Source organism: Pontibacter ruber, assembly GCF_023630205.1.
Taxonomy (GTDB): Bacteria; Bacteroidota; Bacteroidia; order Cytophagales; family Hymenobacteraceae; genus Pontibacter; species Pontibacter ruber.
In genome coordinates this window covers 964,613-989,458 of the sequence record NZ_JALPRR010000002.1, presented here as the reverse complement: position 1 = coordinate 989,458, position 24,846 = coordinate 964,613, and the positions used below count along the sequence as shown (strand labels likewise).

The 24,846-nt window shown below is 49.1% G+C and carries 18 protein-coding genes; 9 read left to right on the top strand and 9 right to left on the bottom strand.

The window, feature by feature from the left end; all coding sequences use genetic code 11:
• Positions 1-154 precede the first annotated feature (154 nt).
• The 4 genes from MJ611_RS11090 to MJ611_RS11075 all read right to left on the bottom strand — a co-directional run bounded on the left by MJ611_RS11090 (position 155) and on the right by MJ611_RS11075 (position 5,822).
• Positions 155-667: an FKBP-type peptidyl-prolyl cis-trans isomerase gene (locus MJ611_RS11090; RefSeq protein WP_250429836.1), complete on the bottom strand. Its 513-nt coding sequence runs from the start codon at positions 665-667 to the stop codon at positions 155-157.
• Between the two features lie 107 nt (positions 668-774).
• Entirely contained in the window at positions 775-2,715 is a 1,941-nt protein-coding gene (locus tag MJ611_RS11085) for an AAA domain-containing protein (RefSeq protein WP_250429835.1), read from the bottom strand.
• Between the two features lie 175 nt (positions 2,716-2,890).
• Entirely contained in the window at positions 2,891-3,502 is a 612-nt protein-coding gene (locus MJ611_RS11080) for a hypothetical protein (protein WP_250429834.1), read from the bottom strand.
• Positions 3,503-3,566: 64 nt separating this feature from the next.
• On the bottom strand, positions 3,567-5,822 hold the full coding sequence (locus tag MJ611_RS11075) for an efflux RND transporter permease subunit (protein WP_250429833.1): 2,256 nt from the start codon (positions 5,820-5,822) through the stop codon (positions 3,567-3,569).
• A gap of 107 nt (positions 5,823-5,929) precedes the next feature.
• Between MJ611_RS11075 and MJ611_RS11070 the strand changes: the two genes are divergently transcribed.
• The 5 genes from MJ611_RS11070 (at position 5,930) to MJ611_RS11050 (ending at position 9,809) form a co-directional block, all read left to right on the top strand.
• Positions 5,930-6,208 (top strand): hypothetical protein, encoded by a 279-nt coding sequence (locus tag MJ611_RS11070; protein WP_250429832.1) that lies wholly within the window; start codon positions 5,930-5,932, stop codon positions 6,206-6,208.
• 122 nt (positions 6,209-6,330) lie between these two features.
• Positions 6,331-7,125, top strand: a complete 795-nt coding sequence (locus tag MJ611_RS11065; RefSeq protein WP_250429831.1) for a thymidylate synthase — start codon at positions 6,331-6,333, stop codon at positions 7,123-7,125.
• Between the two features lie 8 nt (positions 7,126-7,133).
• Positions 7,134-7,496: a hypothetical protein gene (locus MJ611_RS11060; protein WP_250429830.1), complete on the top strand. Its 363-nt coding sequence runs from the start codon at positions 7,134-7,136 to the stop codon at positions 7,494-7,496.
• Positions 7,497-7,685: 189 nt separating this feature from the next.
• On the top strand, positions 7,686-8,450 hold the full coding sequence (locus MJ611_RS11055; RefSeq protein WP_250429829.1) for an MBL fold metallo-hydrolase: 765 nt from the start codon (positions 7,686-7,688) through the stop codon (positions 8,448-8,450).
• A gap of 159 nt (positions 8,451-8,609) precedes the next feature.
• Entirely contained in the window at positions 8,610-9,809 is a 1,200-nt protein-coding gene (locus MJ611_RS11050; RefSeq protein ID WP_250429828.1) for an MFS transporter, read from the top strand.
• Positions 9,810-9,928: 119 nt separating this feature from the next.
• Here the strand turns inward: MJ611_RS11050 and MJ611_RS11045 are convergent, their stop codons facing one another.
• Complete coding sequence (locus tag MJ611_RS11045) at positions 9,929-13,045, bottom strand: M4 family metallopeptidase (RefSeq protein ID WP_250429827.1); 3,117 nt, start codon at positions 13,043-13,045, stop codon at positions 9,929-9,931.
• Between the two features lie 455 nt (positions 13,046-13,500).
• On the opposite strand from MJ611_RS11045, the gene MJ611_RS11040 reads away from it, so the two are divergent.
• Entirely contained in the window at positions 13,501-16,101 is a 2,601-nt protein-coding gene (locus MJ611_RS11040) for a SusC/RagA family TonB-linked outer membrane protein (RefSeq protein WP_250429826.1), read from the top strand.
• Between the two features lie 92 nt (positions 16,102-16,193).
• Here the strand turns inward: MJ611_RS11040 and MJ611_RS11035 are convergent, their stop codons facing one another.
• From MJ611_RS11035 to MJ611_RS11025, 3 genes are all read right to left on the bottom strand, one after another.
• Positions 16,194-17,021, bottom strand: a complete 828-nt coding sequence (locus MJ611_RS11035; RefSeq protein ID WP_250429825.1) for an aminotransferase class IV — start codon at positions 17,019-17,021, stop codon at positions 16,194-16,196.
• Between the two features lie 126 nt (positions 17,022-17,147).
• Positions 17,148-18,269 (bottom strand): DNA-processing protein DprA, encoded by a 1,122-nt coding sequence (gene dprA, locus MJ611_RS11030; protein WP_250429824.1) that lies wholly within the window; start codon positions 18,267-18,269, stop codon positions 17,148-17,150.
• An 18-nt stretch (positions 18,270-18,287) separates the two neighbouring features.
• The gene (locus MJ611_RS11025) at positions 18,288-18,635 is read right to left on the bottom strand and encodes a MerR family transcriptional regulator (protein ID WP_250429823.1); all 348 of its coding nucleotides are present in this window, start codon (positions 18,633-18,635) and stop codon (positions 18,288-18,290) included.
• Positions 18,636-18,837: 202 nt separating this feature from the next.
• On the opposite strand from MJ611_RS11025, the gene alaS reads away from it, so the two are divergent.
• The 3 genes from alaS (at position 18,838) to MJ611_RS11010 (ending at position 24,129) form a co-directional block, all read left to right on the top strand.
• On the top strand, positions 18,838-21,474 hold the full coding sequence (gene alaS, locus MJ611_RS11020) for an alanine--tRNA ligase (RefSeq protein WP_250429822.1): 2,637 nt from the start codon (positions 18,838-18,840) through the stop codon (positions 21,472-21,474).
• A 74-nt stretch (positions 21,475-21,548) separates the two neighbouring features.
• Positions 21,549-23,006, top strand: a complete 1,458-nt coding sequence (gatB, locus tag MJ611_RS11015) for an Asp-tRNA(Asn)/Glu-tRNA(Gln) amidotransferase subunit GatB (RefSeq protein ID WP_250429821.1) — start codon at positions 21,549-21,551, stop codon at positions 23,004-23,006.
• 10 nt (positions 23,007-23,016) lie between these two features.
• Complete coding sequence (locus tag MJ611_RS11010) at positions 23,017-24,129, top strand: TlpA disulfide reductase family protein (RefSeq protein ID WP_250429820.1); 1,113 nt, start codon at positions 23,017-23,019, stop codon at positions 24,127-24,129.
• 77 nt (positions 24,130-24,206) lie between these two features.
• Here MJ611_RS11010 and MJ611_RS11005 read toward each other — a convergent pair whose 3' ends face one another.
• Positions 24,207-24,842 (bottom strand): hypothetical protein, encoded by a 636-nt coding sequence (locus MJ611_RS11005; protein ID WP_250429819.1) that lies wholly within the window; start codon positions 24,840-24,842, stop codon positions 24,207-24,209.
• Positions 24,843-24,846 lie beyond the last annotated feature (4 nt).

Sequence of the window (24,846 nt, the reverse complement as noted above, 5' to 3'; positions counted from 1 at the left end):
CTAAACTGTGTAATACTATTACCTGATATTTTATAGTTAGAAAAGTATAACGATAGCAGCAGGAGAGGACATAAACACATTTCTGCAAAGTATAAAATATAAAAAAGAGCACCCGATAAAGGTGCTCTTTTTCGTAATCAATAAGTATAAAATCTTAGTGGTGATGACCGCCTTCGCCGTGCACGTGTCCGTGATCCAGCTCTTCCTGGGTAGCTTCGCGAACGTTTTCTACCTTACCATTAAAGTGGAGCTCTTTGCCGGCTAGCGGGTGATTGAAGTCCATGGTTACGGTGGTGTCAGTCACTTTCGCAACACGACCCTGCAGCTGGTTGCCTTCGCTGTCTGCCATCGGAATAAAGTTGCCTTCTTCCAGCATGTTATCCGGCACGCTGCCTTCAATCTCGAAAACCTGCTTTGGAAGTTCAACTACCGCGTTCTGGTCGAAGTCGCCATAGCCCGCTTCAGCGCCCAGCGTAAAGTTGAAGGTATCGCCTTCATTCAGGCCGTCCAGGTTTTCTTCAAACTGATCTGGCAAACCACTTACGCCGAACAGGAACACCATCGGATGTTCTTTGGTAGCTGTTTCCACAAGCGTTTGCTCTCCTTTTTCGTCTTTTATGCGAAGCTCGTAGGTGAGCGAAACCACTCTGTCTTTTTCGATTTTCATATACAATCTTTTTATTGAAGAAACGGAAAGGTACGGAATTAAGATACTACACTGAAATGTTTGCAGTAACTCTTCTTTATTCTTCTCATTTCTAAGTACTAATTAGTTCAGGGCATGCACTCGGTCAGCTCCCATGCACTTCTATACGCGTTAATTGATTCCACGTATGCTATCAGCGCAGCAAAGAACGGATGTTGTGTCAGCGTAGCACTATCACCCACGATCACCAGCTTTTTCTTGGCACGGGTCATGCCTACGTTCAGGCGGCGGATGTCGCTCAAAAAGCCGATCTCACCCCGTTCGTTGCTGCGCACCATGCTCATGTAAATGATGTCGCGCTCCTGCCCCTGGAAACTATCCACCGTTCCGATGGATAAATGCCGCTTTGTATGCAGGTCGTGCAGCAGCGGCGTATGCTCTACTTTGTCCTGCAGGTAATTGATCTGAGCACGGTACGGCGCAATCACACCAATGCGTAAATTTTCCGCTTCTTCTGCCGGCTTATAATTCTTCAGCAGCTGCACCAGGTGGTTCAGCAGCAGATCAGCCTCCTCCGGGTTAGCAGAGCTCTGCGACTCCGCCATATCGGTTTCATTGAATCCACAGCCGGCAGTATCGATAAACTCTACCGCAAGCCCTTGCGGGAAGTGCGGATCGAACTGGTGCAGGTCGCTGCTGTGAACGCTCTCATGCGCTACGAGCTCACCCCCATAAAACTGCTGGTTCGAAAACTGCATGATGTGGTGGTGCATGCGGTACTGTGTCTTCAGCATCACCGATACCTGCGGCTGGCGCTCAATACATTTCTCAAACAAGGTATTGCTCAAGCCGCCTTTATCTGCTTCAAACGATTTAACGGTAGGGGGCAGCTGGCAATGGTCGCCGGCCAACACCACGCGGTTTGCCCGCGAGATCGGAATCCAGCAGGCGGGTTCCAGTGCCTGTGCCGCCTCGTCGATGAACACGGTGTCGTACTGCAGGTGGCGGATCGATTTGTTGGCCGCACCTACCAGCGTGCAGGTGATCACCTGCACGTTATCCAGCAGATCTTCCGTAATGTAGTGCTCAATGCTATCGGCCTGCTCCAGCATGCGGTGGCTTTCCTGCTTGTAGAGTTCGCGCTGGGCACGTTCCTGGTAGCCAAACTTTCGCTTGAACTGGTAGGCCATGCGCTTATACTCTTCGGCTACTTTACGGAGCTCTTTCAGGTCTTTGTAGGCCTTGTGCGCCATTACCTGTGCATCCAGCGTATGCTCCAGCAGCACATCCGAAACGCGCGATGGATTGCCTATGCGGATCACGTTCACCCCTTCATTGGCCAGCTTCTCTGTCAACAGGTCCACAGCGGTGTTGGAAGGAGCCGTAACGAGCAGGCGCTTCTGCGTTTTAAGTGTCTGCAGAATGGACTGCACCAGCGTAGTGGTCTTGCCCGTGCCCGGAGGGCCGTGAATGATTGCCACATCCTTGGCCTGAGCAATTTTCAGCACAGCCTCGTTCTGCGACGCGTTCAGTGCCGGAATCGAAGGAATCTGCACATCGGTAAAAGAAGGAGCTTTTACCCCCAGCAAAATATCACGGAGTTCTGCCAGCCGGGAGCCGTGCGCGTCCATCACCTTTTTCATGGCAATTTCCATCTCGCGGTAGCTCATCTCATCGAAGGTCAGATCAATGCCTAGTTTGCCATCGTCTACCCAATCCGGCAGGTCTTCTTTGTTGGTGGCCAGCAGCACTTTGTTGCGCTTCAGGCCCACAATAACACCGTTCAGGCTGTTTTTCTCACCGCTGTTGCTGAAAAGGGCGGCTGTTTTGCCTGTCTGGAAGAGGTGCAGTTGGTCACGGCCGGACGTACGCTCCAGTTCCAGCACCACTTTGTTGCCAAAACCGATCTCCTCTTTCGAGATCACCACCGGATACCAGCAGAAGCCCATTGCTTTGCGCTCTGAAATAGAGCTCTTCAGGCTTTTGGCCTTGTATTGCTGACGGTCTTCTTCCTGTTCAATTTTAAGCAGTTCCTGTACCTGCTTCAGTTCTTCTAAAATATCGATCATGTATACCAAAAAGAAGGGCTGGAGTACGTGCGCCAGCCCTTTTATTGTTTGTCTGTGTTGTACGTTATTATACGTGCCAGATGTTCCGGCACCGGCTATCATAACAAATACTGTGCAGTTTTTGCTCCCTTTCCAGTTTATTATTTAACTGAAAGCCAGGATGGTGTACAAAAGATCAGGCAGCCTTCTTACGCTTCTTTTTACCGGCGTTGCCCAGGCGCACCTGCAGGAACACGGCGTACAGCAGCAGTATAAACGCGGCAACGGCCAGTATGGCAATCACCCTGTCTTTGCCATAGCGCACTTCATCCGTGGCCTTCAATTGGTCCTGTAAATCTTTGATAGAGCGCTCCCGTTTTTTGATCTGACTCTGCAGCGTATTGATCTGGCTTTGCAGATCGCTCATCCGGGCCTTGATCAGGCGCTGGTCCTCAACGGTTATTTTCCCTTCCCGCTGGGTTTCCACGGTGCTCTCCGCTACTTTTTTTATACTTGCCGCTTTTATTACCCCGATCAGTTCAGAATCGGTGTTGATGATCTTCTTGAGTGTTTCGATGATGTTGATCAGGTCGCTTTTCGACTTTTTGCCCCAGAAGTTGCTGTTTTGCTGGTTGTAGAACTGGTATTCCATCACCAGCTGTTCGCGCTCGTTCATGAGTTGGGCCAGCCGGGTGTCCTGTACTGCCTGCACCTGTTTTGTGCTCTCCTGTGCCTGCTTGTTGTCCTGCGCCTGCACCCCTGCAAAACCAAGACAGACCATGGTTAAAACAAGTAGTTTTTTCTTCATCTCTTCTTCTGTTTAGTATAAAACAACACGCAAATATGGCCAACCTTATTGGATTAGCCGCCATTTATTTTTTGCCCCGCCTGTAAAACAACAGGATCAGGACGGGCAGCAGGTAGAGGTCGGCTATGACGGCAAACAACAGCGTGATGCTTATAAACACACCTACATAAAACGTGGCATCGAAAGTAGAGAAGACAAGTGTAAGAAAGCCGCCCACCAATATGCAGGAAGTAATGATGATGGCCTTTCCGGTGGATATAAAGGTACGTTTCACAGCGTAGGGGAGCGATTTACCTTTCATCAACTCCAGCTTTAGTTTGCTGAGGAAGTGGATGGTGTCGTCTACGGCTATGCCAAAGGCAATGGTGAAAATGATGGAGATGGAAACATTCAGGTTAATGCCCATAAAGCCAATGATTCCGCCGATCATGAGCAGCGGGATGATGTTGGGGATTAATGAGATGATGACCATAGGCACAGACCTATAGATCAGGCCGACAATAACAGCGATAACAAGAAAGGCAATCAGCAGGCCCTGCATCATGTTGTTGGTTACATACTCGTTGTTCTTATCGAGCAGCATGGCGCTTCCGGTAAGGCGTGTCTGCAGGATATCGGGGTTTATATTCCGATGAATGAAGGTGCGGAGCGAGTCGTTGAGAATGGAGGCCCGGGCACTGCCTATGTCCGACATCTTGCCTGTCAGGCGCCCTTCCCGCTGGTCTGTAGTTACCACGGCCCGCAATTCACTCCGTTTTCTCAACGCCTGCAGCCTTCGGGTCACCTGCTGTAGCTCACGTTCGCTAACAGGAAGTATAAAATAATCCTGCAAGCCTCCGTTCTGCGCACGACTCAGCGTTTTAACCACCGTAGCAGGCGAAGAGATGAAATTCAGTCCATAGCTGGAGTACAGGTATTGCTCTATTTTTTCGATTTCCTGCAGCACTTCCTTATCATACATACTGTAGCCAGGTGCCGCGACCAGGTGCATTTCAAACGGACGAACGCCAGAGAAATGCTCTTCAAAATACCGAAAGTCCAGCACGATCGGGTCCTTATCGCCGAGGTCTTCCAGCAGGGTAGTATCTACCCGTATCTGGCTAATGCCAACGAGCGAAAGTATAACGATGGCGGCACTGGACCCAAGTATGGCTTTGGGGTTCCGAAGTATAAAGCGCAGCATACGGCGAAGCAAAATCGGCCAGTTCAGATCTACCCGCCTTGCCCGCACTGGGTTGGGTCTTTTGATGAGCAGCAGGATGGCAGGCAATACGGTAAATGCCAGTACATACGCCAATGCGATGGCGATGGCAGTATAGAGACCAAAGTTGCGGATAGGCACAATGGCTGTGGTAAGCAGCGTAAGAAAGCCTACAGCCGTGGTAAGCGAGGTAAGAAAGGTTGCCATTCCTACTTCACGCAAGGTTACCTTAAGTGCCCGGAGCTTTTCTGTTCCTTGGCTCACCTCCGTAACGTAGCGCGTCAGAATGTGGATCACATCTGACATGCCTACCACGAACATGATCGTAGGCAGCAGCACCGTCATCACGTCGATAGGCTTGTTGAACAACCCCATTACACCCAAACCCCACAACACCGACAGCAACACAACCACCAGCGGCACCAGCACGCCCCACGCCGTGCGGAAAGTGATCCAGAGAAAAAAGACGACCAGCAGGATAGAAGCAGACATGAAAATAGCCAGCTCTACCTTCATCTTCTCGATAAAAACAGACTGCGCGAGTGCTTTGCCGGCAATGTGATGATCCGTCAGTTGCAGCTCTGCCAATTTATCGTACAGTGCGGCTATCAGCGTGTCGCTGGGGCCTTTGGCCAGGTCATCGGTCGTTTGCACGAACAGCGATACAGACCTGGCATCTTCTGAAAAAAGGGTGCCGATCAACTCACGGGTGTTGTAGATGTTAGCGGAGTCCTGCGAATAACGTTCCGGCTCGCTTACGTGCAGGTAGGGTATCTCAAAGTAGCCAAACTGCTCTATCACAGGATTCTTCACAGTAGTAGGGGAGAGCACGTTCTCTACATGGGGCTGTCGCTGCAAAAAGCGGGTGAGGCTGTCTACCCGCGTCAGGAATGTCCGGTCAAAAATCCCTTTATTGTTTTCCAGCCCGATCAGCAGGTAGTCGTTGTCGTTACCGAACTTAGCACGGTAAGTAAAGTAATACTCCAGGTCCGGATCGCCTTTCGGGAAGAAGTTATCGAAATTATAGTCAAAGCGCAGCCGTGCTACAAAGTACACGCTCGCGACAGTAAGCACTGCAATGAGCAGCAGCACCAGGTAACTGTATTTTTTGTAATTCAAGGGAGTAAAATGATTATTGTCATTTCAGGCATTGCCTGTAGATGTTATCTTTACTGTCAGAACAACTATACGTATGCTTTTTTGTTCAATAATTTAACCTGAATCCCATGAAGAAATATGTACTGACATTAGCCCTGGCTGGCTTTGTAGCTGCCGGCATTGCAACGCCAGTTCTTGCCTGCGAAGGCGGCAAGTGTAAAATGGAGCACACAAACAAAGACTCCAAGGCTAAAAAAGGAAAGAAAGCTACGGCAAAGGCAGAAAGTTGCCATAGCACAGAAACTACCGCTGCTACTGCTTCTGCAGGTATGGCTGGCAAATCCTGCTGTGCCAAAAAAGATGCGCCTAAAACAGAGGCTGCCAAAGAGACAAAAGCACAGCAATAATCCATTAGCTCCTTAAAGTATAAAGGCCGCTTGCTGCAACAGGTGGCCTTTATACTTTTTAGGCTACTACATGTAAAGAGATTTCTGCCTATATTTAAGCTTCCGTTTATACCTACACAACCATGAAGCAATATTTAGACCTGATGCAGCACATCCTCGACAACGGGGTGAAGAAGGAAGACAGAACAGGAACGGGCACTTTAAGTATTTTCGGATACCAGATGCGCTTCAACCTGGCAGATGGCTTTCCGTTGGTAACAACCAAAAAAGTGCACCTCAAGTCGATCATTCATGAGTTATTGTGGTTCCTGAAAGGCGATACCAACATTGCCTACCTCAAAGAGAACGGCGTATCGATCTGGGACGAGTGGGCGGATGAGCATGGCAACCTGGGGCCTGTGTATGGCTCGCAGTGGCGTAATTGGCCAACACCGGATGGCCGCCACATCGACCAGATCACGCAGGTAGTAAATCAGCTTAAAAACAACCCCGATTCCCGACGCATTATTGTGAGTGCCTGGAACGTTGCCGAGATCGAGCACATGAAGCTGCCGCCCTGCCATGCCTTTTTCCAGTTTTATGTTGCCGAGGGCAAACTATCCTGCCAGTTGTACCAGCGTTCTGCGGACGTGTTCCTAGGTGTTCCGTTCAATATTACGTCCTATGCTTTGCTTGTGCTGATGATGGCACAGGTTACTGGACTGGAGCCGGGAGAGTTTATCTGGACCGGCGGCGACACGCACCTCTATACTAACCACCTGGAGCAGGCAAGGCTGCAGTTAACCCGCGAGCCACGCGAGCTGCCGGTCATGAAGCTGAACTCTGATGTGAAAGACATTTTCGGCTTCCGGTTCGAAGATTTTGAACTGCTGAACTATAATCCGCATCCTGCCATCAAGGCACCGGTTGCGGTGTAACTGCTGCTTTGGGCATATTGCTGGGCATATCCGATTGGGTGTATGCAGACTTTTACAGACAAATGCCTTATGAGGTAAAAAGCAAGCTTCCGGCAAATGTCACGGTTTGGTCAGCAGGGCACTGGGGGTGGCAGTGGTATAGCAAAGATGCCGGCATGCAGGAGTATGAAACAGATTCCTCCAGGGTAAGAGTGAACGATTACATTGTTGCGCCTAAGCACATTCCGCTGCAGGTAGTCAACGAAAAGCTTGCGTTAGAAGAAGTGCAGAGGATCGTTCCTCCCGCTACTCCACTTACCTACTTTTCTACAGGTCTGTTTGCTTCTTTTTATACTTCGGATTACCTGGTTGCGCCCTGGCCTTGTCGATAGCTCCCATCGATACCGTCAACATTTACAGGGTAAAAAGCATTAGCTCGCCTGACTAGTTAGTCGGAAGAGAACAAACTCAATTAGAATGCAAACCTGATCTGCACCGGTTTGCTTGCGGGCTGAAGTCAAAAAGTTAAACTAAAATTCCGTACTACTGTTTACTAGCTTCAACCCATAACTTTATCTACTATGAAATTGAAAATCATACTTGCATTTGTTTGCTGCCTGGCACTGCTACAGACAAGAGCGCAGCAGGTAGCTGCCCCAGATCAGATCAAAACCGACAGCGGGATGCTTACAGTTCAGCCTGTCACACACGGGTCATTGGTGCTGACCTGGAACGGCAAAACTATCTACGTGGACCCCTACGGAGGGGCTAAGCTGTACAACGGCCTTTCCAAGCCGGACCTTGTTCTTATCACAGACATCCACCCGGACCACCTGGACCTGAAAACACTTGACTCGCTGGAAACCAATGGGGTTAAGATGGTAGTGCCCAAGGCTGTTGCAGATCAGCTTCCGGAAAAGTATAAACAACAACTGGTTATACTTGCAAACGGGCAGAGCACCACCCAATCAGGGATAGCCATCGCCGCTGTGCCGATGTATAACCTCCCGGAAACGGCAGACTCCAAACACCCCAGGGGCAGGGGCAACGGGTATGTGCTGAACCTGGGCGGCAAGCACATTTACATCTCCGGCGATACAGAAGATGTTCCTGAAATGCGGGCACTTAAAAATATCGATGTGGCTTTTGTCAGCATGAACCTGCCCTATACCATGGATGTTGACCAGGCTGCAAGCGGTGTGCTGGCCTTTAAACCCAAAGTCGTTTATCCGTACCACTACCGCGGGCAGAACGGTTTAAGTGATGTGGAATCCTTCAAAAAACAGGTAAATGCCAAGAACAAGAAGATAGAGGTTCGCCAGCGGAACTGGTATCCGAATCAGTAAAAAAATCTATAAAAGTATAAAAGCACAGGCCAATTGCCTGTGCTTTTATTTTTTACGGCAAAGCAACTCTCTGATAAGTTGATCCAAGCCAGACACAACCAGAACAGATGCGTACCTTTGCTGCATCTGTACATTTTCTTTTGACAGTAATTACTTAGCATGCATCATACAACATCCGCTGCACAACAGCCACAACTTACCCGGTTAAACCTTTGGGTGATGACCATTGCGACCGGCATGGTGGTGGCCAATTTATACTATAACCAGCCTTTGCTGGGCGAAATTTCTGCTGATCTAGGCACTACCGAAGCAAAAGCAGGCTCCATTTCCATGCTTACCCAGATCGGGTATACGGTGGGCATGTTCTTTATCATCCCGCTCGGGGACATGTTCCGGCGCAAAAGGCTCATCATGCTGGATTTTATACTCATCATTGCCGCACTGCTGCTTGCCGCTTTTGCTCCGAACATACAACTGCTTTTAATTGCCAGCTTCCTGATTGGAGCGACCTCCGTAGTTCCGCAACTGCTCGTACCCATGGCGGCACACCTGGCAAAACCCGAAGAGCGGGGCCGCACCGTAGGCTTTGTAATGAGTGGCCTGCTGATCGGAATTTTATTATCCCGTACTGTGAGCGGGTTTGTAGGTGCGCACCTGGGTTGGCGTGCCATGTTTATTATTGCAGCCGGTATAATGGCTATACTTTGGCTGGCGTTATACTTCCTGCTGCCCGAAGTGCACCCCAGCTACAAAGGCAGCTATAAAAACCTGATGAAATCCTTGATCCATCTTACAAAGGAAGAGCCTTTGCTGCGTTTGGCCTCAATTCGGGGAGCGTTGTGCTATGCCTGTTTCGGAGCTTTCTGGACAACCCTTGTTTTCCTGCTCGAAGAGCCGCAGTTCAATGCCGGCAGCGATGTAGCAGGAGCGTTCGGATTGATAGGGGCATTTGGCGCACTGGCTGCATCCTTTATGGGCCGACTGACCGATAAAGGAGATTCCTTTAGAATTACCACCATTACCATACTTCTGATCGTGGTGTCTTATATAGTATTCGGCCTTTCAAGCCACAGTATGATCGGTCTTGTAATTGGTGTGATCCTAATGGACCTTGGCGTGCAGGCCACGCACATCTCCAACCAAACGCTAATCTTTTCGCTGAACCCAGAAGCACGCAACCGCCTGAACACGGTGTATATGGTTACATACTTTATTGGAGGTGCAACAGGTACTTATTTAGCCAGCCAGGCCTGGCAACTCTGGAAATGGAACGGTGTGGTAGGCATCGGGCTAGTCTTATCTGTTCTGGCACTGCTCATCCACCTGCGTTTTTTAAGGCGGAGTGCTGCAAAAAGGTAAACCGCAGCAAAATAGAATACTTTGCCACTTTATACATTCAACCAACCACGGGAATTATCAAAAAAATAAAAAAGCCCGGTCAACATACCTGACCGGGCTTTTTGCTATAGATTACAAGTCTATTCTTTTACAAGTTTCTGGTGCATTTCTTTCTGCCCATCGTGGATGCTGATCATGTAAATACCAGCAGGCAGTTTAGATACATCCAGTTGCTGTGCGTTGTCTTTCATTGTTACGCGCATCATTTCAGCACCTGTTATGCTAAGCACTCTCACTACTGCATTCTTAGCAGAAGCGTTAATGCGTACGTAAGAGCTTGCCGGGTTAGGGTATACCATCACGTCCTGGCCAGCTGCATCACCCAGCGTTTCAGAAGTCACCACGTTGCTGGAAGCAACTGCTGTTAAGGCGCTACCAATGTTTACGCTGTAATCTTCTACTTCGCCGTAGCTGAAGGTTTCGCAGGAGGTCTGCGCAGCATTATACTTCATCGATACACGCATGCGCGTTTTACCCAGAAGGGCAGTAGACGGTACAGCAACTGTAGAGCTCAGTGTGCCGCTGCTTGAAGAAGAACCGCTCACTACCTGCTCACCCGCATCATCAAAGTCACCATCCTGGTTAAAGTCGATCCATACTTTCCAGTACTCGGTATAAGCAGTGCCTGAGAAACCGGTACTGAAGTAGATGGTGTTGCTGCTGCCACGTGCCACGCTTGCTGTCAGGCTGGTATTATCCTTGTAGCCGCCATCGTTGCCTGAGGTGTTGTTTATGCCTGCAAACTGCACCAGATCGATCCACTCGTAGCTCGAGTTGCTTCCTTTAGAAGTACAGTAGCTAACTGTAGTAGCCGCTGTTGTTGTAAAGGTAGCTGACGAAGAGTAGGCAGAGCTGCTGCCGGAGCAAACCGTGCTCACCTGGAATTCATACTGCGTGCTTGCAGTAAGGCCTGTCGCGTTGTACGAAGTACCTGTAGCGCTGCTGGTAGTCCAGGTAGTGGCACCAACCGGTCTGAAGCGTACGTTGTAGCTTGCAGCTCCTGAAACAGCACCCCATGATAACGTAGCTGAAGTAGCGCCAATGTTAGAAGAGGCTAAACCAGCAGGCACAGCACAGGTAGCAGCAGCACCCGAGAAGCTGATGGTATAATCTTCCACCTCACCGTAGCTGAAGGTTTCGCAGGCAGTCTGTGCCGCATTATACTTCATGGATACACGCATGCGCGTTGAACCGGTAGCAGTAGCAGGAATGGTGATGTTACCTGAAACAGCCGTTTTGCTAAGTGCTCCGGCGTCAAAGGCAAGTTCACCGGCATCATCAAAGTCACCGTCTTTGTTGTAGTCGATCCAGATCTTCCAGTACTCGTTGTAAGAAGAGCTTGCAAAACCCGGCGTCAGCGTGATCGCATTCGAGCTGCCTGCGGCCATTGTAACCGTTGTCGCGGTAAAGTCCGAATAGCCTGCCGCCCCTGAAGTTTTGGTAAAGCTTCCGATTTTAACGCCGGCAATCCACTCAGAAGCAGCGTTATTTCCTTTGGAAGCACAGTACGATATCTCGCCATACTTACCGCCAACACCTACTGCATTCCAGGCATTGGTTGTCTGGATTACCTGGTTAGAACCAGCTCCGAACAGGTCGGTCGCAGACTGGATGGCATACGTACGCGCATCGGCATACACTGAGTTGGAGGTTAAGTATACTGATTCCATACGGTAAGCGATTTTGGCTGCATCCGTAATGCCAATACCTGTTACATTGAAGCTTACGCCAATGTCGTTGGTGCCCGATTTGCCTACCGACAGGATATAGAACCAGTGATTCAGTACGCCGCTGTTAGTATGCACGCCACCGTTATCGCCGGTGCCGGTGTACCAGTTTGTACCTTTGTAGGTATCAGGCTGTCCTTCGGCATTCGGGTCGCTCATAGAGCGGAGCGAAGGACGCTGGTTGTCAATATCCTCGCCAATAAGCCACGTAGATTTGGTTGGCGCGGCATACTGCTCTACGGCAGCTGCCCAGATATCCGAGAAGCCTTCGTTCATGGCACCGGACTCGTTGCTGTACACCAGGTTGGCGGTGCTGGAACAAACCGCATGACCAATTTCGTGCGCTCCCACATCCAGGCTGGTCAGGGCATCAAAACGCGTGGCACCATCGCCATACGTCATTACAGAGCCATTCCAGAAAGCATTCTCGTAGTTCACGTCGTAGTGCACATAACTTTTGATTTTAGCTCCTGCGTTGTCGTAGCTGTTACGGTTGTGCTTGCCTTTGAAGTAATCGTAGGTCATCTGGGCAGCCCAATGCGCATCCAGCGCGGCGTTGTCTTTGGCCGTGTTGTTAAACTCTGCAGCTGTCCAGTTGTTATCTGCATCGGTAAAATCTACGGCTGCCGTATAGCTGGTACCGGTCTTGCAGTTGTAGGTTTCGATACCAGTGCCACGGGTGTAGTCGCGCAGGCGGTACGTTCCGCTGTAGCTGTCAGTGGTTGTACTGATGGTACCGCTGTAGCGGGTAGCAGCTGAGGCTGTTGCAGCAGCATGCTTGATGATCGCATCTTTGAAAACCACCTCGCCAGTACGGGCATCTACATACACATAATCACGGCTAAGCGGGGCCTGTGCGTACACATCAAACTTCCAGGCAAGTACAGGCTGCCCGATCTTGTCCTTGTCGCGTGACAGGTAATTGTTCACGATCACCAGTTCACCTTTCGGGTAAAAAGTAGCTTTGCGGTCGTTCTTCAGTTCTTTAATCCAGGCTTCCTGATCAGGCAACTGCCACATATAAGTTTTGGCCCTGATAAAGGATAAGGCTTTGCCCAAAGCAGCACCTTCCGACAAAGCAGCCTGCGTGCTTACGTCTTTGAGTTTTTTGAACTCCCCGTTGATAGACTCCACAACACCATTTTTGCTGTGCACCATGTAGGTACCGTGCTCCACTTTGATGCCTTTGTAATACTGTTCGAAGCGCTGATGCATGAATCCCAAGGCATCATTTTCAGTTTTAGCCTGCCTCATGTCATCATCCTGCGACAGGTTCAGGTGGGTTTTTAAGATCTGCAAGGCCTGCTCAGCACGGTAAGCCTCGGCATTCGTTTTGAAAGCGATAAACGCCGGCGTACCGTCTGCAGCCTCGATTCGCTGCCGCACGTTGTCCTGAGACTGCGCATTCGCCGCAGGCGCAAACAACAAGCTACTCGCCAGGAGCGAGCCCACAATGTAAAGGTGTTTCATAAAGTGTAAAAAGTTTAAGGTGAGAAATAAGTACTATCTATAGCTAGAAAAGAGCTTCAAAATTTGGCACTAAACATTTTACTTTATCAATAGGAGCCTGGTAAGGTAAAGGTTATACTTCAAAATTCAAATATTGTTATATAACTGATTCACAACAAAATATGCTTTAATAAAGAACTTTATAAATACTATTAAAAATATTTGCTTTTGCACTTTAATGTTGCACAGCCGATGTTACCACTTACTTTTTTATTTGAAAACACAGAAGGTTTAGTGCAATCCGTATGTACCAGAGCAGGAGAGGGTAAGCCACTTAATAATGGTAGGGGATGAGGTGCTAGGTTTAGTATTTTATGAAGTAGATAAAATGAACTGCTTGGCTGTTTCTATTTTCGTCCTTAAAAAATTACAGTATTTTAGAAGCCGAATTTACCACACCTTTTAGCCCTTATAATTTGAAACAATTTTTACGCTCCAAAAACGGTTCCGTTCGTTCAGGAGTTGCCGCTTTTAGCTTTGCTCTTGTCTCTTTTACAGCTTTTGCCCAGCCTCCAGTAGATACCTTGCAAACAGGCTATGGCAGAAGACTTCTTACAGAGATTACAGAGAACACCATGCAGCTAAAGCCCGAAAACCTGAACAAAGGCTTGATCTCAACAACAGAGCAACTACTTGCTGGGCAGGTGGCAGGGCTTCGGGTTATTCCGAACGCAGGCGCACCGGGAGCAGGCGCTCAGATGATCCTTCGATCCGGCACATCTATTTTCGGTAGTATTGCACCCTTGGTAGTGCTCGATGGTGTGCCGCTGGAGCCCACGTCGGCCTCGGATCATAACAGTTCCTTCAGCTTCCTTAATCCTAACGACATTGCTACTATAACGCTGTTGAAGGACGCTGCTTCAATGGCTATTTATGGCGGAAGGGCAGCTAATGGCGTACTGCTCATAACAACGAAGCAGGCAAATAAGACTTCTAACCTAAAGCTCGACTACACCACTACAGCAGGTATATCGGTACTTCGCAAAAAAGCAGATGTCTTATCTTCAGGTGAGTTTCGGGAGATGGTGCAGAGAGATTTTCCGGAACAGGAGCATTTGCTTGGCAAGTATGACACCGATTGGCAGGACGTGATCTTCCGCAACGCCTTCAGCCACGACCAGAACCTAAGCCTGAGTGGGGCACTTTTTAAAGCTGTACCTTTCCGCGTATCTTATGGTTATCTGAACCAGAATGGCATCCTGAAAACCTCACAGGCGAAACGCAACTCGCTGGCACTGTCGCTAAACCCAAGCTTTTTGCAGGATCACCTGCGCCTGAATGTATACTTGCGAAAAGCAGACGAGTATACCCGTATCGCAGATAAATATGCCATTACTCAGGCCTGGGCTTTTGATCCTACACAACCTGTTTACCAGGATAACAGGTATGGTGGCTATTTTACGTATCTGAGACCAAACGGAGAGCCCAATGATAACGCCACAACTAACCCCCTAAGCCTGCTGGAACAAGGCTTGCACGAAGATGAAACTAGCAACCTTTTGGGGCAGGTACACCTGCAGTATAAGCTACATTTCCTGCCTTCACTGAGCGTCAATATCCGTTATGCCTTTCAGGATCAGCAAAACGATTTCACCTTACAGCGTCCTGCTGAAATGGCATCTGTAGCTTGGCTGAAGGGTTGGTTGCAAACACGTGACAGAAGTATAAACTGGAAGAAGAAAGAAGCCTTTCTTTCGCTGGATCAGCCGCTTGGGATGTTACAAAGCAAACTACAGGTGGTGCTGGGGGCATCGGTTAAAGATCATGAACAGGAGCAATACAACCTTAGCTCTTCCGGCCGTGGTAGCTTTAGTGAATTCTACTACATGATCAGCAACAACTATACTTCTGTATTCGGTCAAGCTGCTTTTTCTGTAAAAGGCAAGTACCTGTTGGAAGCAGCCCTGACGAGAGAACAAAGCTCTTTATTGCCTGCTACAGACCGTACGTTCGTGATGGGCTCAGGAGGCGTTTCCTGGAACTTGCTAAAGGAGTCTTTTCTGGCTGGTAAATCTAATCTATCACAGCTCAAACTATACGCCAACTACAGCAGCTATGGCAAACCGGATAATAGCTCGCTTGTGATGACTTCAATGTTTAACAGCGAACTAAAGGTTGAGAGAACTAATAAGTGGAACGCAGGTTTAACCTGGGGCATCCGGGGCAATAGGCTATCCGGAGATTTAAATTACTATAGAACCAGTACAAAGGATATGTTAATCATAATAACCTTGCCACCTATTAATGGTTTCCCGAACTCCAATACGCTTAAGGCTAACAACGGCGGCTTTCTAACTTCCGGATTAGAGACAAACCTGCGCTACCAACTTATTTCAAGACCAGATCTGAATTGGAGTATTGGTACTAATTTAAATTACCTAAAATCAGAAGTATCAGACTTTAGGAAAGGTTCACAACTTTATCATTATGGTGATGAATTGGTGTTAAGCCCTGGCAAGCCGATAAACTCTTTTTACCTATATGAGCAGTTGTACGATTCTCATGGTAAGCCAATAGAGAAGGGCTATAAAAAAGATGTCAGAGGCTATGACGAAAAACAGGTAATGAGAACGGTTGATCCTTCTTTAGTATTCGGTCTGAATTCTGAAATAAACTATAGAAAATTAAGTGCTGACTTTTTATTGAGAGGCTCATTAGGCAACAATGTATTCAACTATGCAGAAGCTTACCGAAATGCACTTTACATGGCCTCTAATGGAGGTTACATGGAAAATATTTCCGGCAAGTATACAGAAAGCGGGTTTAATATACCGCAACTGCACTCGAACTACTTTCTTGAAAAAGCATCCTTTGCTCGCCTTGAGTACCTTCAGCTAGGTTATAACGTTGGCAATATCTGGCGCGATCGTGCTGCACTTAAACTGAATGCTACTGTTCAGAATGCTTTTGTAATCACTAAGTATAAAGGTCAGGACCCTGAAGTAACAGGTGGAATTGACCGAGGACAATACCCACAGCCACGCACCTTCTCTGTAGGCCTGAATCTCAGCATTTAAACTACACTTGTTATACTTCCTAAAAAGGCTGCTCTGTATCCAGGGCAACCTTTATCTTTGCTAGGATCTGTAGTATGGATAAAATCCATAAGCTATACTTCTGATGGGAAACAGTGCTGCTGCAGTTGTGTCAGTAACGGATGCACTGGCTCAAACTTAACATCCTCAACAGCAGCAATAGGTCTGACTCCCGTCACGTTTGAACAGAAGACAGTGTCTGCCTGCAGGAGACTGTCTTTACTATACTTACCTTCCTGAAGATTTATGCGTTGAGCCTGGCACCAGCGCAGGATATTGCGGCGCACAATGCCATTCACACAGCCTGCAGTGAGGGCAGGAGTATAAAGTATAGCATCTTTGATCCAAAAGATGTTAGAGGAGATAAGCTCCGACACGTTGTCCTGCTGATCGAGCAGCAGCATGTCATTAAACTGGCGTTCCTGTTTTTCTATACCAGCTAAAACGTAAAGCAGCGCATTAGGCCCTTTAAAATGGGAGAGGGAGGAAGGTATGGTACGCACATTCTTGCAGATACCGATTTGCAAAGGTTCTGTGGCTACAGGCGCAGCCGGAATGACGGTAGCATACCAATCCACTGCATTTGTTTCAGGGGTGTAAAGACCGCCGCCAGCCCGCCATACTTTCAGCTTGATGCGCCCATACTCACTTGTGTTGTTGCAATGGGCTAGTGTCTGAAGTTCTTCTTCCAGGCCTGCCTGCGAAAACAAAGGGGGTAATTCTAATTTAAGGACTTTAGCCGCTTCCTTCATACGGGCCACATGGTCCTGCCAGAACAGCAACTTACCATTTCGCATCATCAATGTTTCGAAGAAGCCGTCGTTGTACTGAAACGCCCTGTTGCTAAGCGGCAGCTGCAGCTCATCTTCCAGTATGATATGTCCGTTGTAAAGCAGGTGCACCTTTTATAATTACGAATTACGAATGAAGAATTACGAATTAAACTCAAAGAAGAACTCAATTAAAATAATACGCTGCTACTCTTCGGCACTAACCTGATAAAACTCAGAACCCGAGACTCAGAACTCTTATCCGATTAGCATAAAGCGTTTACCGGGCAAGGCTTTCACCATACCTTTAAACTCAAGCCCCAGCAGAACAGAAGCCAGCAGGCTTACCGACAACTGTGCTTTCCAGCTCAGGTTGTCCATGTGCTCTTCGCGGGTTTGCTGCAGCACCATCAGCACTTTCAATTCATCCGCTGTAAAATCAGCCGGATCAAAGGCAGGGGCAGCTGCGGCTTTTTTAGCAGCGGCTTCTTCCTCCAAATCCCAGTTTAGCAGCTCGATCAGATCCTGGGGAGAAGTATAAACTGCTGCCTTAAGGGACTTGATCAGGTGGTTGGTACCTTCTGAAACAGGCGAGTTGATGTTGCCGGGTACAGCCATCACTTCTTTGTCATAACTATGGGCTATGTCGGCGGTAATCAGGGTGCCGCTTTTAAAAGCAGCTTCTACCACAATCGTACAATCAGACATGCCGGCAATGATGCGGTTACGGGCCGGGAAACGCGGCGCGTCCGGCTTGGTGCCAAACGTGCCTTCGGTGAGCAGGCCGCCCTGCTCCAGCATTTTCTCGGCATATTTGCGGTGCACGGCCGGGTAAACAATGTCTGGTCCCGATGCCATCACGCCAACAGTTGGCAAACCTGCCTGCAGCGCTGCCCTGTGAGAAATAATATCAACGCCATAGGCCAATCCGCTTACCACCAGCACATTATAAGATTTTAACCCTTCCACAATGCGCTCCGTCACAGCCTGTCCGTAAGCAGTGGGTTTGCGGGTACCCACAATGCTAATAATGCGTTTCTGGTTGAGGTTGCCGCTGCCACGGAAGTATAACAGCACAGGAGCGTCTGCGATCTGCTTCAGGCGGTTCGGGTAATCCGGCGAAGTATAAAAAAGCAGCTTTACCTCTTGCGCCTCTGCCTGTTTCACCACCTGTTCGGCCTCCAGCAGCGCATGGCGTGCATTATCGGTAATGTTACGCACCAGTTTATCGCCAATGCCTGGTATCTTCAGCAGCTTGCCGGGAGGCGCGGCAAACACCTCTTTCGGAGATCCGCAATAGCTAACCAGGAGGCGCGTGAGCTGCGTCCCGACGTTTGGCAAAAAAGTGAGGGCTACTTCGTAGAGGCTGTTTTCAGACATGCCTCAGAATACGATAGCCTAGGCTTTGGTGTTCAGCTGATCTTTGATGCCTACCAGGAAAGAGCGCACTTTCTCCAGCGACTGGATCATGTCGATCTTGTCCTTCGTCTGTACTGATTTATTCTTCAGCACCTCTTTGGCACCCTGTATCGTGAAGCCGCGTTCCTTTACCAGGTGATAAACCGAGCGCAGGTTTTCAATATCCTTAGCTGTATACTGGCGGTTGCCTTTTTTGCTCTTTTTAGGCCGAAGCTGTTCAAATTCTGTTTCCCAGAAGCGGATGAGGGAAGGAGCAACCTCGAAAATGGCGGCTACTTCGCCGATCGTGTAATACTGTTTCTCTATTTCTTTTTCTTTATAAGGCATGTGGTAATCGCTAAAGTATGGGCAGAAACAGACAGATTTTCGGGCCAGTATTACTGAATACAGCTAAAATATGCTACTTTTGCCAAGTATAAGCTCGGCAGAAGCCGCCCGGAAACGGTGTCTTTGCAAGGCAAAAATTCTATATTTTTTGTTATTAAACAACAAGTATAGCAGATAGTATCTAAAGTCTTAATACTCATACATGAACTCAGCTGAGATTAGACAGAAGTTTCTCGACTTCTTTGCTTCCAAGCAGCACCAGATCGTGCCTTCAGCCCCGATTGTGGTGAAAGATGACCCAACGTTGATGTTTATCAACTCGGGCATGGCTCCCTTTAAGGATTACTTTCTGGGCAATAAACCTGCACCTTACAAGCGTATTGCCGACACCCAGAAATGCCTTCGCGTAAGCGGCAAGCACAACGACCTGGAAGAAGTAGGCTATGATACCTACCACCACACCATGTTTGAAATGCTGGGCAACTGGTCTTTTGGCGATTACTTCAAGAAAGAGGCGCTGACCTGGTCGTGGGAGCTGCTGACAGAAGTATACGGGCTGCCAAAAGACAGGCTTTATGTTTCTGTTTTCCAGGGCGATGAAAAAGACAACCTGCCGATGGACCAGGATGCCTTTAACATCTGGAAGACCATGATCGCTGAGGATCGTATTCTGATGGGTACCAAGAAAGATAACTTCTGGGAAATGGGTGACACCGGACCGTGCGGTCCGTGCTCTGAGATCCACGTGGACTTACGCTCTGAAGAAGAAAGAGCGCAGGTAGACGGCAAATCGCTGGTGAACAACGACCACCCGCAGGTAGTCGAGATCTGGAACAACGTATTCATGGAGTTCAACCGCCTGGCCGATGGCTCGCTCGTAAAACTGCCTGCCCAGCACGTAGATACCGGTATGGGCTTCGAGCGTTTATGCATGGCCATCCAGGGCAAGCGCTCCAACTACGATACCGACGTATTCCAGCCGCTGATCCAGTTCATTGCGCAGGAAGCTGGTGTGAAGTATGGCGAGAACGAGAAAGTTGATATCGCTATCCGCGTAATGGCTGACCACATCCGCGCCATTGCCTTTGCCATTGCCGATGGCCAGCTGCCATCGAACAACAAAGCGGGTTATGTGATTAGACGTATCCTGCGTCGTGCTGTGCGTTACGCCTTTACTTTCCTGGACTTCAAGAAACCGTTCCTATACAAACTGGCTGCCGTACTAGCCGACCAGATGGAGAACGTGTTCCCTGAACTCAAAGCACAGCTGAGCTTTGTGCAGCGCGTGATCGAAGAGGAAGAGAATGCTTTCTTAAGAACGCTGGAGAACGGATTGAAGCGCCTTGATGCCCTGGAAGAAAAATTCAGAGAGAACAACAACACCATCGACGGCAAAACAGCTTTCGAACTATACGACACCTTCGGTTTCCCGCTGGACCTTACTGCCCTGATCGCCCGTGAGAAAGGCCTAACGGTAGACGAGGCTGGCTTTGGCGTGGAGATGGAGCAGCAAAAAAACCGTTCCCGCAACGCTTCTGCCTCCGAGCAGACCGACTGGGTTATACTTCAGCCGGACGTGGTAAACGAGTTTATTGGCTATGACGTGGATACCACCGAGTCACATATTGTGCGTTACCGCCAGGTAAAGACCAAAAACAAGACCGAGTACCATATCGTGCTGGACAAAACGCCTTTCTATGCCGAAAGTGGCGGACAGGTAGGCGACATCGGTTACCTTATCTCTGATACCGAACAGGTAGAGGTGCTGGATACAAAGAAAGAGAACGATCTTATACTTCATATTACGTCTAAGCTGCCACAGAACGCGGAGGCTGCTTTCAGGAGCCAGATCGATGTGGAGCGCCGTAACCTGATCCGTAAAAACCACTCTGCTACGCACTTACTGCATGCTGCTTTAAGAAAAGTTTTAGGAGAACACGTGCAGCAGAAAGGCTCTTTGGTAAGCGAGAAACTGCTCCGCTTCGACTTCTCGCACTTTGCCAAGATAGAAGATGCACAGCTGCGCGAAATAGAGCATATCGTAAACGAGCGCGTGCGCCAGTCGATACCGTTGGAAGAGCAGCGTAACATTCCGATTGCTGATGCAAAAGGTATGGGTGCGATGGCGCTGTTCGGCGAGAAGTATGGCGACTTTGTACGCGTAATTGCCTTTGACCGGGAGCACTCTGTAGAGCTTTGCGGCGGTACGCACGTGTACAACACCGGCGAGATCGGTTACTTTAAGATTATATCAGAAAGTTCCGTAGCGGCTGGTGTTCGCCGTATTGAGGCCCTGACAGCCGCTGCCGCTGAAGACTTTATGCAGCAGCAACTGAACGAGCTGAATGCGGTGCGCGAAGTGCTGGGCACCCAAAGCAATGTATCCGGAGCTGTAGAAAAGCTGCAGGAAGAAAACAAAGCTTTGCAAAAGCAACTGGAGCAGTTTGAACTGAAGCAGCTGACCAGCCTGAAGGAAAGCCTTGTACAGAAAGCACAGTCGCTGGATGGAGTTAACTTCGTAGCAGAGCAGGTGAACGTAAGCAATTCCGATTACCTGAAAAAACTGGCATTTGATATGCGCCAGGCAGTAGACAACCTTGTGCTTATACTTGCTGCTGAGATCGAAGGCAAACCACAGATCGCGGTGATGCTCTCTGACAACCTGGTTTCTGACAAAAAGCTGAACGCAAGCCAGATGGTGCGCGAACTGGCCAAAGAGATCAAAGGCGGTGGCGGTGGACAGCCGTTCTATGCAACAGCAGGCGGTAAAGAAACGGCAGGTCTGCAGGCCGTACCAGCCAAGGCATTGGAATTAGTAAAGGCGTTAATGAACAATTAATGATGATTAATGAGTAATGGCTCAACTTCATTTATACTTAGTCATTACATCATTATTCATTAATCATTAAAACAATGGATAAAGAGATAAGAGATAAATACCAGGCAATTATTGGTCTGGAAGTACACGCGCAGCTGCTGACGGAGAGCAAAGCCTACTCTGCTGACTCTACCGAGTATGGCGCTATGCCAAACACCAACCTGAGCGTAATCACGCTGGGGCACCCGGGCACGCTGCCACGCGTGAACAAGAATGTAGTGGAAATGGCCGTGAAAATGGGCTTGGCTACCAACAGCGATATTACGCGCTATAACCTGTATGCCCGTAAAAACTATTTCTATCCGGATCTTCCGAAAGGCTACCAGATAACGCAGGATAAAACACCGGTGTGTACTAACGGCCACCTGGTGGTGAAGGATGCCGCAGGCAACGACAAGCGCATTGGCATCACCCGCATTCACATGGAAGAGGACGCGGGTAAATCCATGCACTTACCAGGCGAAACGGAAACACTCGTTGACTTCAACCGTGCCGGTGTGCCGCTGATCGAGATCGTGTCCGAGCCTGACATCCGCGATTCGGAAGAGGCTTATAATTACCTTACTGAGATCAAACGCCTGGTAAAATACCTCGATATCTGCGACGGCAACATGGAAGAAGGTTCGCTGCGCTGCGATGCCAACATCTCCGTGATGCTGAAGGATTCGCCGCTTTGGGGTACCAAAGTGGAGGTGAAGAACATGAACTCCTTCCGTAATGTGCAGCGCGCCATCGAGCACGAGATCGAGCGTCAGATCGAGATCATCGAGAACGGAGGCAAGGTAGATTCTGAAACCCGGAACTTCGATGCCAATACCGGCACTACGACCGCCATGCGCTCCAAGGAAACGCTCAACGACTACCGTTACTTCCCGGAGCCGGACCTACCACCGCTGGTGATCGAGCAGGAGTGGCTTGACAAGATCCATGCACAGATGCCAAGCCTGCCACAGGAGCTCTACAAGCGTTTCGTGGGCGAATTTGGTCTGCCGGAATACGATGCTGCCGTACTGACTGACGCTAAAGAAGTTGCTTTATACTTTGAGGAGCTGTGCAAGCACACGACCAACTACAAGGCAGCTTCTAACTGGGTAATGGGTCCTGTTAAATCGTACCTGAACGAACTGCAGCTGCACATCAAGGATTTCCCGTTGCAGCCAGCTAGCATTGCCGAGCTTATTGCGCTGGTAGATGAGAACAAGGTGAGCCACTCGGTAGCAGCCAAGAAGATCTTCCCTTACATGCTGGAGTACCCAGGCATGTCTGCCCACCAGGTGGCCGAAGAGCAGAACCTGATGCAGGAATCGGACAGCGATTCGCTGCAGGGAATTATTTCGGAAGTGCTGGCTGCCAACCCTCAGAAAGTAGCAGAGTATAAAGCCGGTAAACAATCACTGATTGGCATGTTTATGGGAGACATCATGAAGAAAACGAAGGGAAAGGCAGATCCTAAAGTAGCCAATCAATTACTTCGTGATGCCTTAAACGCCTAAAAGAACTGATATGAAGTACAACAAATTTGCAGCACTGGCTTTTTCGGTAGCGCTCTTAGCCGGATGCCAGGGAAACAAATCTGCTTCCAATGGTGAGACCTACACCATACAGGGCAAATTGCAAAACGCCACGCCAGGTAAAATATACTTGTTTGAGCTGGGCGAACAGCAGTTTGTAGCCCGCGATACAGCAGAGATCACGCAGGAAGGCTCCTTTAAATTCGAAGGAAAAGTATCGGAGCCAACGCTCTACCGTGTAGGTTTGGACCAGCAGAACGGAATGATGCTGGTGCTGGACAAAAACGACAATATCAAGGTAGAGGCCGATGCCAAGGACCTGAATGGTACTGTTAAGATTCAGGGCTCGGAAGATTCGGAGCTGTTCCAGCAACTGAACAAGCTGGTAACAGAATCGCGCCAGAAGGAGCAGGAACTGGGACAGAAATTTAACCAGGCAATGTCGGAAGGCAAAACCCAGGAAGCAGAAGCCATCCGTCAGGAGTACATGAACATGCAGAAGGATCTGAAGAAGTTCCTGGCACAGCACCCGGAGTCTGTTGTTTCGGCCTTTGGTACCCTGAACCTGATTAACCCGCAGACAGACTTTGCTTTTGCCGACAGCATGGCGAACCTGTACGCTGCTAAACTTCCGAACTCGAAATATACCACTGCCCTGAACGAGCGCCTGAAAGGTTTCAGAACGACAGCTGTAGGCGCAGTAGCTCCTGATATTTCCCTGCCAACCCCGGATGGCGGTAGCGTTGCGCTGTCATCGCTGCGTGGCAAGTATGTGCTGATCGATTTCTGGGCCAGCTGGTGCGGACCATGCCGTAAGGAGAACCCGAACGTGGTGCGCATGTACAACGAGTACAAAGACAAAGGCTTTGAGATCTTCGGTGTATCGCTGGACCAATCGAAAGAGAAGTGGGTGAAAGCCATTGCAGACGACAAGCTGACCTGGCCGCACGTATCGGACCTGAAAGGTTGGGAAAGTGCTGCCGCACAGTTGTATGGCGTAGATGCTATCCCGCAAACGATCCTGCTGGACAAAGAAGGCAAGATCATTGCAAAAAACCTGAGAGGAGCGGAGCTGGAAGCAAAGCTGGCCTCCCTGCTGAAGTAATCATACTTACTTATACATAACAAGAAAGCCCTTCCTGATCAGGAAGGGCTTTCTTGTTTATACTTATACTTTAGCGCTTAATGAAATACCTGCTTGAGTGCATTCCATAGGAGCTTTTTATGTTCCTGGTCTTTGTCCAGCACAGCCAGCGACTGAGAGAACACGATCGGCACCTGGCCAACCACAACCGGATTGTACAGGGTAAATTTATCGTGTGGCAGATCGGTGTCAACGCGGCTGGCGAAGCTGATGATGTAGTTCACCTGCGTTGCCTTCACTAGTTCTTCAAAACGGGCAATAGCGCCGGACACGTTATTTACAAACGCCACATCAGCAGGAGTCAGGCCGATCGCGAACAAAATCTTCTGCAGGAATTGCAGCTGCGGCAGCGCCTGGAACTCAGCAGCAGGTAAAGTAACCAGCACCACCACACCTTTCTGGTTTTCTCCGATCACTTCGAACTTTTTCGGGACTGCAACAGGAGCTTCCAGTTTTGGCAGCTTCGGGATAGCAGCCGCTGCAGGAACATTCTGGGCCGCAGGTGTAACGGGTTGTACTTCTACCGCAGGTGCCTCAACTTCAGCTATTGGCAAAGGCACAGCTTCTTGCTGAACAGAAGCAGATACTTCTTCATCCGGTAACAGGTAAAGTGTTTCCGATAAAAAGTTTTTCAGAAATTCCGGATTTAAGTCTTCTGCAGCTAAGTGTCCCATGCTA